Below are 12363 nucleotides of genomic sequence, written 5' to 3'. Positions count from 1 at the left end.
TAATTCAGGGAACGGGAATTGTCAGGATGCTACAACGCAATCAGAAATCCGCCGGCTGCGTTTCTGTGAATCCACTCGCGCCTGGTTACTGTAAGCACGCGCCAACAGCATTTTCATCTCTGACAGTGAGACTTCCTGAAGATCAATTTTTAACTCGAGCAGACGATCAATCACGGCATTCGCCAGATCAGTACGATCTGCTGCCGGTGACAACCCATTCCACAACTCTTCCATGACCTGTTCTGACATGACCCTGTTCTCCTGATTAATCATTGCAACACTTTGTCTTAAAAAAACTTGAATACACAGCCTCAAGTCCGTTAGCCCAAGAAGCTGAAGCTCTTCACCCCTGGAAAAGCCTGACGAGTTAGAGAATCGCAAGGACTGTACCAAACCGCCGGAAAAATCTGTCTGACCAGACAAACCTGCATAAATGCCTGCTGTGATTGAATCTTACGCATCACCAGAGATAGTAAAATTCACAATCATTGTTTTGACGCGAATAGAACTGTCGTCATTTTGCGACAATCTTACATCAACATGATAATTCTTACGAAATCGTCTTCCCCAACAGGATTTTACTCAAGTTTCCCGCGAAGCTTTCGAACGAGCGTTTCATATCAATATGACAACACAAATCTACGGTAAGTTCGCCTTTTCCAGACTCATTCTCAGAATCCACAGTCCAGGCGTCTCAGCGTCTCTCGACGGGCAATTGAGGACTGGCAGCAGGTGCAATTCCCCGTTTCTGGTCCCACCAGCGAATCGCGGTTTCGCGCTCTTCGACAGTCTCTTCCAGCAGTGAGACCAGCAACAGACGCTGGGCAGGAGTTAAAGAAAGATCTCGACGTCGCATCGATGTATCTGCCAGTTCAAACAGATCCGCAATATCAATCTGGCTGTCAATGCGACCTAACCAGAAACGCGAAAAAGAAGGAATATGTTTCGGAAGTAACTCTCCTACCGGGAGGACCATCGACATTACGCCGACAGAAGAACCGGTATTGAACAGGCTGTTGAGAGCTGTCTTCGTATGGTCACCGATAAAACACCCGATTTTTACGGAATGGGTATCAATGGGAATCCCTGCCAGAGGCACTTTGACCGGAGAATAATCATTTTTCAAATCACTGTTGCTGGTCTGAGCCCCGAGATTCACCCAGGGACAGATATAGGAGTGCCCGAGAAAACCATCGTGATATTTATTGGCGTAGCCATGCAGGATCGATTCCTCGATCTCGCCTCCCAGTCTGCAGTGCGGACCAGCTGTCGTACCAGCCTTCACGTTCGCACGGAACAGCTGCGTGCCTGGTCCGATATAAGCGGGACCTTCGATACGTGTGAAAGCCTGGATCCGGGCATCCCGGTCAATCACAATCGGTCCCTGCCGAGTATCGAGTACTACAAACGGATCAATCTCAGCGCTTTCATCAACCTGAACCAGATCCGATGGCCCCACAACCGTCAGGTTATCTAAATTGGCTGTGGCAGGTCGTGTTGAGGCTGATAATGCGAAGTCATCTACGAGCTGTTGACGGTTCTGATTGACCAGGTCCCATGGAAAATGAAGTTCCGTTCCTGCGACTTCAACAGGCTTTCTGGTGGATGCGATTTTCTGAATTGCATCATCCCAGGCATCAGTTGTCAGCAGCGCCGCCTCTTCCGGTTCCAGCAACAGATAAGCAACCGTATCCCCCATCATTCCGACGCTCTCTGCAGTGACGTCGGCCAGACAAGGAATTTCATGAAGGGCAGGCAGCCAGCGTCCGTTGATCAACAGCGTGGGGCCTTCGCTGAGCCAGATGGCATCATTGATTCGTGCCTCTGGAAATTCCTCTGCGTAGACTTCTGTCAGAGCAGGGCGAATCAAAACACCCCATTCCTCGACAGGCACTGACTTCAATATCCGTTCACGCGCAGTATACTGACCGCACAGCAGTTCAAATACCGGCCGCATCAATGCAATGGGGGTAAACTGCAGCGCAGAACGGTCTTCAAATAAAGCAAGTCGATTCACTTTGCACTTCCCTGTGCGAAATCGATGAAAAGAATGAAATCAATGAAACTGGATGAGAGCCTGACTCTTGTAAAGTCATAACAGATTTACAGGATTGAGGAAAGGCAGTTTTTGACGACATATTTCAGGCGTCAGAACCTCAACCCGACATTGATATTCTCTTATTTCTTTCCTGGTTTCGCACACCGAAAAGTCAGAAACCCGGCAAGACAATCCGGACTGGATTCATTCTACCGGGTTCTGAAAATTGATTTATATTAAAATCGCCCAGGCGGTCTCAGAAGATGAGGCTGCTAACGGGCAATAGGATCTGCTACAGAATTACTGGCTAACTGGTAAATGGCAGATTGACATCCGGCCTGTTTGGTGTATTTGTCTGAAATCCCCAGTACTGTTTCAGCAGCCCCGAGTAACAGCGTTCCACTGGAATTCAGCTGGCTGCTGATGCGGTTCAGTATGTCTTTTTTCAATTCCGGTTTGAAATAAATCAGGACATTGCGACAGAATACGATATCAAACATTCCCAGGTGCCTGAAATCTTCCAGGAGGTTCAAATGCTTCCATTGGATTCCGGCACCCAGTTCAGGTTTAATTTTCCAGCCCTGCTCACATTGCTCAAAATATTTCATCAGCAAATGTACGGGCAAACCACGCTGAACCTCAAACTGTGAATAGACTCCTTCGCGGGCTCTTTCCAGAGCTTTCTTACACAAATCCGTCGATATGATTTGAATATTCCAGTCATTCAGTTCCGGGTAATTCTCACGCAACAGCATCATGATGCTGTAAGGCTCCTGACCATGAGAGCATGCAGAACACCAGATTCTCAGCTTCCGCGTCATTTTACGCTCATTAATGATCTCTGGTAATATATTAGCCTTGAGTTCATCGAATGGGCGTCGATCGCGGAAGAAGGACGATTCATTGGTCGTCATGGCTTCCATGATCTCTCTTTCCAGGCTCCGATCCATTTTTGATTTTAAACTCAATACAAGATCCTGAATCCCGTTCATACCGTGAACTTGTGCCAGAGGAACCAGACGGGCCTCCAGCAGATACTCTTTATTCTCACCGAGAGAAAGACCTGTGGTTTCCATTAAAAAATTGGTTATGTAATTATAATCTTCCGGAGACACGAGATCACCACTTTCTATAAAGAACAAAGTCGGGCCAGTTCAGGAGCAATATTCCTGAGTGGTAAGACCTGGCTGGCCAGTCCTGCCTTGGCAATCGCGCCAGGCATTCCCCAGACAACACTACTCTGCTCGTCTTGTGCGATAATATAACCTTTACGCTCACTGATTGATTCCGCGCCTTCGATACCATCATCTCCCATACCGGTCAGCATGACTGCCAGTACTGAGCTGCCATACCATTTGGCAGCAGAAGCGTATAATGGATTTACGGAAGGGCGGCAAAAATGTTCCGGGGCATCCTGATTCAGGCGGATTATCATCCGGTCATCCTGTTTATCAATCACCATATGGAAATCCCCCGGGGCAATATAAATATGGCCTCGCTCTATTAACGCTCCGTCCCTGGCTTCAGAGGTTGGACGCTTCGTCTCCCGTTCGATGTGCTCAGCCAGGGTCCGCGTAAACAGAGGTGGCATGTGCTGGGCAATCAAAATCGGCAACGAAAATTTTTCTGGTAATGCAGTCAACATGGTTTTGAGTGCATTCGGCCCACCAGTACTCGAACCAACCACCATCACCATCGGTGTTTTGGCCGGTCGTTGAACGACTGCCGTCTTGAAACGGGAGCAATCCGACTGGTCTGTACTATGTTTTTTCACAAGCGCTTTGATGAGCGGCAACAGATCCCGGGCAACCTGCTCGATCGCTGCTGCTGAATTAGTGGCAACGGGCTTTGGAATACAGCCTGCTGCCCCCAGATCAAGTGCCTGGAGAGTGACCTCTGCTCCTGCTCGAGTCAGAGAACTGGCCATGATGACCGGAAGTTCCGGATAATCCTGCTTCAACTGTTTCAGACATGAGATCCCGTCCATGACAGGCATCTCAACATCCAGGACCACAACATCAGCCCGATTCGCCTTCAGCCAGGTGAGAGCTGTCTGACCATGCATCGCAGAGCCGACTACTTTCACTTCCGCATCCAGATTAATCGCCTGTGTCATCAAGCCCCGTATTACAGCTGAGTCATCGACCAGCAGTACCTTGATGATCGAATGGCTCACAGAACACCTGTTTCTTCCAGTTTGTCCCTGACAATGTCCTCGGTAAACGGCTTCATGATATATTCATTCGCACCCGCCTGCATGGCCTGTACGATTTGAGGCATATCGTTTTCTGTTGTGCACATTACCACAATTGGCTGCTTCTCACGTGCTTCTGCCCGTAAAGCTTTCAGGAATTCCATCCCATCCATGATCGGCATGTTCCAGTCGAGAAGAACTGCGTCCAGTTCCGGATTCGCACGAGCGACTTCCAAAGCCTGTTTGCCATCTTCTGCTTCCAGAACATTCAACCCGAAGGTTCCCATGATACGTCGTCCCACCAGTCTGACTGCGCGGGAATCATCTACAAGTAATATTGTCTTCATTTTCACCGGTCTCCCAGTATGTTAAAAATAGCACTATGTTATTAAGTTGACGCCAGACACAGAGATCACCGAACCTGATTGCCGAACTGATTCTGTTTCTGGCGTGAAATTAAACTGTCTGAAGGAAGTCTAGGGCACGTTTAAGGATGTGACGCGAACAATGCGTAAAATCCTGAATTTTCCTTTATTTTGAGCGATTTACCTCATTTGAATCTGCATTCAAATAAAAAACCGCCAGGCTAAACCGATGCGTTGAAACACATGTCTACCCTGGCGGTAATGACGATTTTCAGCATTGCAGAACCTGGACTGTCAGGCGCTGCAGCACAGCAGATTAGATGGCTCGCATCCGTTTCAGGAAGGCGGCAGCGGCTTCATCCAGCTTCACAGATTCCTGTGTCAGTCCTTGAGCAGCTGCCAGCATGTCATTGGCGGCTGTTCCACTGTCACTTGCTGCCTGGGAAACGCCTGAGATATTATTGGTCACCTCAGCAGTCCCACGAGCGGCTTCCGCCACATTGCGGGAGATCTCATTCGTCGCTGCCGTCTGTTCTTCGACAGCACTGGCAATGGTGGTTGAAATTTCATCAATCTTGCGGATGCTTTCACCAATCGAACCGATTGCAGAAACAGCGATATTTGTTGACCCCTGGATCGCAGCAATCTTTTCACTGATCTCCTCAGTAGCACGAGCAGTCTGGCGTGCCAGTTCTTTTACTTCATTCGCAACCACAGCAAATCCCTTACCGGCTTCACCGGCACGGGCCGCTTCGATGGTCGCATTCAATGCCAGCAGATTTGTCTGCTGAGCGATGGAAGTAATTACCTTCACGACCTGACCGATTTCGCTGCTGGCATCACCCAGTTGCTTAATGGTGTCATTGGTACGATCTGCTTCTCCTACAGCCTGCGATGTCATGTGAGACTGCTCTTGTACGTGGCGTGAGATTTCGCTGATCGAAGCGCTCAATTCTTCTGCAGCAGACGATACGGTCTCAACATTTCGAGTTGCTTCTTCACTGGCCGCGGCGACGACTTGAGACTGTCGTGCCGTTTCATCCGACATATCAGACAGACTCTTGGAACTGGCCTGCATCTCGGTAGCAGAAGAAGTCACGACTCCGACAATGCCCTGAATTTCGTTCTCAAAGTCATCTGCCATTCTGACCTGTTCTGTTACCACAGACCAGGAAACCATCGGACCGATATAATTGCCTTCCTGATCCATAATTGCCGTTGCCAGCAGGTCCAGGGTTTCATCTCCCACTTTGATTTTAGCTCGGTGTGGCAGATTTGAAGGATCGGCCAGCATACGTCGCTGTACTTCCGGATTCTTATGAAAAATGTCAATACTCTGACCAATCAACTGATCTACGGGTTTGGGCAGCAGGTGCTCAAGCTCTTTCAACTGCTTGTAAGAAGCAGGATTCATGTAGACCATTTCGAAATCTTTGTTTGCGAGCAGAACATTGATTGGAATATTATCCATCATGTTCTGAATGCGGACCATATCATTTTCAGCTAGTTTTTTCTTTGTAATGTCTGATGCGTATTTGACAACCTTAAACAGCTTGCCCGCTTTATTCCGTATGGGATTATAAGAGGCAGAAATCCAGATTTCCTTGCCTCCTTTACCGATCCGCTTGTATTCAGCAACCTGGTTCAGTCCTGCATTCAGTTTTTCCCAGAATTCTTTGTATTCATTACTGATCTGGTATTCTGGTTCGACAAACATCCTGTGATGCTTCCCCTGAATCTCTTCCAGAGAATAGCCAAGTGTGGCACAGAAATTGTGATTGGCAGTAATAATCGTTCCATCCATATTAAATTCGATGACTGCCTGTGCGTCACTGATAGCCCCCAGTTGTCCCGAATAATCACAGTTTGATTCTTCCAGTTTCACCTGCTCAGTGATATCTTCCCAGGTCAGGATAGTTCCTGCAGAAGCAAGCTGATTCAAACTGATTTTCAGCGAGCGGTCTCCAAGGGAAGCCGTGATCGACTGCTCACCGGTTAATCCCGATAACGCGGCCTTCAGTTCTGGCAGTTTCGTAAACAGCTGGCTGATCGAACCACCCACCAGCTTCTGCGGGCTCACCCCCAGGTCACTGCTCAGTTCCTGAATGAGTTCCTGACCTTTATGATTCGCGTAGGTTACTGTTCCTTCCGGGTTCAGAAACAGAATGGATTGAGGACTGTGTTCCACAATACCATAAAACTGATCTGTATCCTGCGACTGTTCAGTAGCCGCGCTCTGTCCCGTATTCTGTACTGAATCAATCGACATAATACTCTTCTCCTTCGGATGGTTGATCTGTGCTTCAGATCGTAAAGGTAGTTCTGAATTGGTTTGGTCATCTTGTTCTGAAATCGGCTGGTCTTCCACCAGGGAATCCACTTCTTCAAAACCGGCTCCCACTGAGCCTGATACTGCCGTTGATTGAAGCTGTTTTGCGCGACTTGAGTCTTGGGCACCTTCAATCATCGTTGTCGAAACTGCTTTGAGAGCCTGACGCCAGGTCTCTTCCAGCTCTTCACTCCATTGATCTTCAGCAAACTCTGCCAGCACTCTGAGCAGAGTATCCGTGACTGGCGGGTAGTCATCATCCTGGATGCCCATTTCGCCATGTTCTTTCCCCAACTGGTGTAACACTTTGGTCAGTGCAGGGGGGCTCTCGAGCGACTTCAAAACCAGAACCAGCGCCTGAATCAGTTTCCCGCGCTGTTCTGAAAAATCGGTATGCGTGAAATAGCGCAGCAGATCGGGGTAGTCCTCGAACAGCTTTTCATAAAACCGTTCTGCCAACTGGTCAGCACGTGGCGCAACCAGTTCGAACGATTCCCGCAATGCAGTGACATTGAGATCCACAAGCAGAGCCCTTATTCAGACACCAGATTTTAGTAAAACATCACTCAAAATTTAAAATTGTTTCCACATCCAGGATGACAAACAATCCTTCATCCAGTTGAAACACACCAATGGTCACCGCCCGCCAGTGTGGATCCAAAGTTCTTGGCACCGGCTCCATGGAGCGACCTGACACATTGATCACATCGCCAACTTCATCAACCAGCAGGCTGAAGGATTCTTCACCCACCCGCGTAACAACATTCATAGAACGGTCGTCTTCCAGGTCAGGCAGCCCCAGGCGTTTGCGCAGGCTCACGGCTGTTACAATCTGACCACGCAGATTTAACAGACCTTTGATCTCCGCGCGTGCCAGTGGTGTCGGTGAAATCACCTGCTCCGTCAACACTTCCTGAACCATATTTACAGGCATGCCCAGTAACTGGTCATCAACGCGGAACGAGACATACTGACTCGAATAATCTAACTGAGACTCCATCCCACTACCGGAATCGGTGACTGCGATGCTCATGCATTTACTCCTGTTTTATATTTCAATCGTGCAAAAGACTCATCCAGACAGGAGATCAGTTCATGCGAATTAAATTTAACCAGAAACTCATCAAAACCGGACTCCCGGGCCCGGGCCTGATCTGCAGAACTGTTTGCAGAGGTTAAAGCAATCACACTCAACTCCTGAGTATTCTGCTGAGACTTAAGCCATTCGCAGAACTCAAAACCATCCATCATTGGCAGATCCAGATCTGTAATGACGGCATGGAACCTGGAATCTTTCTCCAGAAGTTCGACAGCGGCGATGCAACTGTCCCTGGCCACTACAGAGTAGCCTTCCGTTTCCAGCGCGGTTGCCACCAATTGCCTGAAGAACATCGAATCATCCACAATTAAAACTCGAAACGATTTTTTATCTTCAACTTTTTCAAACCAGTTCGGCGTTGAGCGGGTCACGTAATATTGAGTATCAATCACATCAATCGCATTTTTGCCGATGATGGCAGTCCCCAGCACGCCCGGCCGATCTGACTGCATCCGAATTACAAGCTGCTCATCAATAATGTCTTTGATCTCATTAACCATCAGTCCCATCGAACGGTTATTTTCAGAAAAGACGATAACAGGTTGCGGATCAACGGGTTCTCCACCACCAAAACCAGCGCCTTCGATTGAAAGCAGCGGTAACAGGTTATCGCGGTATTGGACTACCTTGCGGTCTCCATTTAATTCAATACTTTCCAGCGGAAATTCTTCCAGTCGTGCGACCAGGGACAGCGGCACAGCCATTGTCACATTATCTTTCACACCGAACAGCAGCATACTGATGGTATTCCGGTCAGAACTCGCCGTTGCTTCTTCGGCAACCGATTGAGAATGAGCTGAACTCCCGCCACACTGATTAAAGATTCCTCCCACATCGAGAATCATCACCACCCGACCATCTCCCAGGATGGTCGTTCCCTGGTAGAGTCCGATATTCTTTAAGAGGCGTCCTACCGGCTTTACCACGATTTCTTCGGTATCGAAAATCCGGGAAACGATCAGTCCAAACTGATCTTCACCTACCTGAACCACCACGATGTTCGTGTCCTGCAGATCGTCATCTTTGGGAGTATCCTCTTCCAGTTGCAAAACTTCATTCAGATGCACGAGTGGTAACAGACGATCTCGCAGACGAAATACCTTTTTATCATGAATCGTCTCGATTTTTTTGCAGTCTTCTGCAGAGAGTCGAACCAGTTCCACCACGCCCAGTTGAGGGATTGCGAAAGGCTGTGAACCACTCTCCAGCACCAGTGCAGATACAATCGCCAGGGTTAACGGAATTTTAATTCTGACTGTCGTCCCTTTTCCCATTTTAGAATTGAGGTCTACAGTTCCCCCGATTTTTTCAATCTGAGTTCGAACAACATCCATGCCTACGCCGCGCCCGGAAATGGAGCTGACCTGTTCCGCTGTTGAGAATCCTGCCTGAAAGATCATGGAAAACACATGACTGTCCGTCACATGAGGTGCGTCGACTTCTTTGATTAATCCCTGTGAAATTGCCTTTTTCAAAACCCGTTCACGACTGATTCCAGCACCATCGTCCTGTATCTCGATGATGACATGTCCGCCCTCATGATACGCGTTCAAGTGAATCGTTCCCGATTCTGCTTTACCGGCTGCTTTACGAACCTCAGAGGACTCAATGCCGTGATCGGCAGAGTTCCTCACCATGTGAGTCAGGGGATCTTTGATGGCATCCAGAACGGTTCGGTCCAGTTCCGTTTCGGCCCCGGTCATTACCAGTTCGATATGTTTATTCGTCACCTGAGATAAATCGCGTACCAGACGGGGAAGCTTGTTCCACGCATTCCCGATTGGCTGCATGCGTGTCTTCATCACGCCTTCCTGCAGATCTGTTGTCACCCGATTCAAATGAGTGATGGGAGCAGCGTATTTCGACTCCTCATCCCCCCGCGCCAGTTGCAACAGTTGGTTACGTGTCAGTACCAGTTCACCCACCAGGTTCATCAGACTGTCAACCACATTCACATTCACACGAATAGACAGGTCTGCCACACTTACTTTGGAAGAACGGACTGCTCCCTCTTCGGTCCCACCTGCAGCGGGAGTCAGCGGATCTGCTGATTCTGCCAGAACCTCTGGATGAGAATCAGTGAGTGCGGCTGGTTCACTTTCATTGGAATCAGCGATGTCAGTCGGACTCGGTCCGCCGAGCGGTTTATCTTCAACCTGGTTTTCCACTGAAATGTCTTCGACTTGCCCCGAAACAGGAGCAGAAGGGGGCTGCTGAGGAGGTGACTCCAGCGGAGCTGTCGCCAGGTTAGCCAGCTCGTCCAACATCAGAGTTAAAGTCGAATGATCTGTTTTCGGTTCTTCTCCGGTTGCTTCCAGGCCCTGTAAGAGCTCTTTAATCCGGTCGATAGCCTCCAGAACCAGCGAAATCGCTCCCGGAGACACTTCGAGCATCCGCTCACGCATCTTTCCCAGAACATTTTCTGCCGAATGCGCAACTGCACCAAGATTTGTGAGACCAAGAAAACCACAGGTCCCTTTAATAGTGTGAATAGTGCGAAAGATACTGGCTATCAGCTCAGCATTCTGGGGATCTTTCTCAAGCTCTACTATTTCCGAGTCTAATTGACCTAAATTCTCCCAGCTTTCTGCCAAAAACTCCTGCAGAATATCGTCCATCAGCCCGTCCTGGTGATTAGGGAACGTAATTGAAGTGTAAATAAGACTTAGGCGTGGAGAGCTAAAATAAATACCAGCAAGAACTTATCAACATGTTTTTATGCAAAATCTGTCGATATAATCCCCCCAAAAGTACGTGATCTCCCCTTAAGCACTATCGTCATTTCTTCTTAAGCCCCTTGACCTCCTGTTATCGATAGAAGCAGAAGTGAGGGGAATTCCCCAGTATACTTAGACTCCAACAATCACAGGTGCACAGTCATTTGATTAAACAATTTATTGATATCCTATTTTGAATTAACAAATGTACTAACTGACACGAAATACTTAACTTTATTGCATAACAAAGAAATCAAAGCGAAGTCGGCGTTCGGTTGTGTGGTCGTCCTGAGACTATTACAATCCACCCCGATTGAAAGTTACCCGACAGCGGACAGAGGAGCTTTGTGGGATCGTTCCCCATCACCTCTGCCGTCAAATATACACATCTAATGGTTCATTAAACGAAGGAGTAAGTCCTGTGGCTGCGGTAAAGGTTGGTATTAATGGTTTTGGTCGTATTGGGCGTATTACATTCAGAGCACTCGCTGCTCGTCCAGAAGAATTCGAAGTAGTCGCCATCAACGACCTCGGAGATCCTAAAAAACTGGCTTGGTTGTTAAAATACGACAGTGTTCAGGGTCGTTTTCCTGGAACTGTTGACGTCGATGGAAGCGATCTGATCGTCAATGGTAAAAAAGTTCGTGTCTGTGCTGAACGTGATCCCCGTGAACTTCCCTGGAAAGAACTGGGAGTCGAAGTGGCTTTGGAGTCGACGGGCTTTTTCACAAACCGTGAAGCCGACGGAAAACCAGGTTACGACAGCCACCTGACCGCTGGAGCTCGTAAAGTTGTCATTTCTGCACCTGCGAAAGATACACCAGATATGACTGTTGTATTTGGTGTCAATGATGACCAGCTGACCTCTGAGCACATCTGTGTTTCAAATGCCAGCTGTACAACAAACTGCCTGGCTCCCATGGCCAAAGTCCTGCATGAAAACTTTGGAATTGAACACGGTTTAATGACGACCGTGCACGCTTACACCAACGACCAGCGTGTTTCAGACCAGTTGCATTCAGATCCTCTGCGGGCACGAGCCGCTGCTCTGAATATTATTCCGACAACGACTGGTGCTGCGAAAGCAGTGGGACTCGTCCTGCCAGAATTGAATGGTAAATTAACTGGGCTCAGCCTGCGTGTTCCAGTACCTGTAGGCAGTATTACTGACCTGGTCGTGAATCTGAGTAAAGATGTGACCGTCGAAGAAGTCAATGCTGCCATGAAAGCTGCTGCAGACGGCCCAATGAAGGGCATTCTGGAGTATAACACAGACCCCATCGTTTCCAGCGATATCGTGGGAAATACCCACAGCTCTATCTTTGATGCCAGCTGGACAACAGTAATTGGTGGAAAAATGCTCAAGGTCTTAAGCTGGTACGATAACGAATATGGTTATTCAAACCGGACCGCAGACATGATCGCTCGTCTGGCCCAACTATAAGCTGTATCAGAGCTTGCAGAATACAAGCCTTGATTCAGTCCGAAATTTCAGCCGAGATGAGTTTCATCTCGGCTGTTTTTCAAACCAGACAAACGTATACAGGTCAACCCGCCATTTAACTTTCGTCTAGACTCTGCTCAATCAGATTGTCAAAATGTGACGCTTACAATTAAAGCC

The 12363-nt window shown here is 48.3% G+C and carries 9 protein-coding genes; 1 reads left to right on the top strand and 8 read right to left on the bottom strand.

The features are described from left to right. Positions 1-21 precede the first annotated feature (21 nt). From GmarT_RS12220 to GmarT_RS12185, 8 genes are all read right to left on the bottom strand, one after another. Positions 22-249, bottom strand: coding sequence for a hypothetical protein (locus tag GmarT_RS12220; RefSeq protein WP_002646240.1), 228 nt, complete (start codon positions 247-249; stop codon positions 22-24). A gap of 445 nt (positions 250-694) precedes the next feature. Then, positions 695-2017 carry a putative sugar nucleotidyl transferase gene (locus GmarT_RS12215; protein WP_002646241.1) on the bottom strand — a complete coding sequence of 441 codons (1323 nt, stop codon included), beginning with the start codon at positions 2015-2017 and terminating at the stop codon, positions 695-697. A gap of 293 nt (positions 2018-2310) precedes the next feature. After that, entirely contained in the window at positions 2311-3153 is an 843-nt protein-coding gene (locus tag GmarT_RS12210) for a CheR family methyltransferase (RefSeq protein WP_044237680.1), read from the bottom strand. A gap of 14 nt (positions 3154-3167) precedes the next feature. Further along, entirely contained in the window at positions 3168-4214 is a 1047-nt protein-coding gene (locus GmarT_RS12205; RefSeq protein ID WP_002646243.1) for a protein-glutamate methylesterase/protein-glutamine glutaminase, read from the bottom strand. Beyond that, on the bottom strand, positions 4211-4579 hold the full coding sequence (locus GmarT_RS12200; protein WP_002646244.1) for a response regulator: 369 nt from the start codon (positions 4577-4579) through the stop codon (positions 4211-4213). The genes GmarT_RS12205 and GmarT_RS12200 overlap by 4 nt, the downstream gene beginning before the upstream one ends. 334 nt (positions 4580-4913) lie before the next feature. Beyond that, positions 4914-7448, bottom strand: a complete 2535-nt coding sequence (locus tag GmarT_RS12195; RefSeq protein WP_002646245.1) for a methyl-accepting chemotaxis protein — start codon at positions 7446-7448, stop codon at positions 4914-4916. Positions 7449-7488: 40 nt separating this feature from the next. Further along, a complete protein-coding gene (locus tag GmarT_RS12190; RefSeq protein ID WP_002646246.1) occupies positions 7489-7959 on the bottom strand; it encodes a chemotaxis protein CheW in 471 nt (156 codons plus the stop codon). Then, on the bottom strand, positions 7956-10643 hold the full coding sequence (locus GmarT_RS12185; RefSeq protein WP_002646247.1) for a hybrid sensor histidine kinase/response regulator: 2688 nt from the start codon (positions 10641-10643) through the stop codon (positions 7956-7958). Before GmarT_RS12185 ends, GmarT_RS12190 begins: the two co-directional genes overlap by 4 nt. 520 nt (positions 10644-11163) lie before the next feature. Here GmarT_RS12185 and gap point away from each other — a divergent pair. Beyond that, the gene (gene gap, locus GmarT_RS12180; RefSeq protein ID WP_002646248.1) at positions 11164-12186 is read left to right on the top strand and encodes a type I glyceraldehyde-3-phosphate dehydrogenase; all 1023 of its coding nucleotides are present in this window, start codon (positions 11164-11166) and stop codon (positions 12184-12186) included. Positions 12187-12363 lie beyond the last annotated feature (177 nt).

The organism is Gimesia maris (assembly GCF_008298035.1).
GTDB classification, from domain to species: Bacteria; Planctomycetota; Planctomycetia; order Planctomycetales; family Planctomycetaceae; genus Gimesia; species Gimesia maris.
This window is presented reverse-complemented; position numbering and strand designations above follow the sequence as displayed.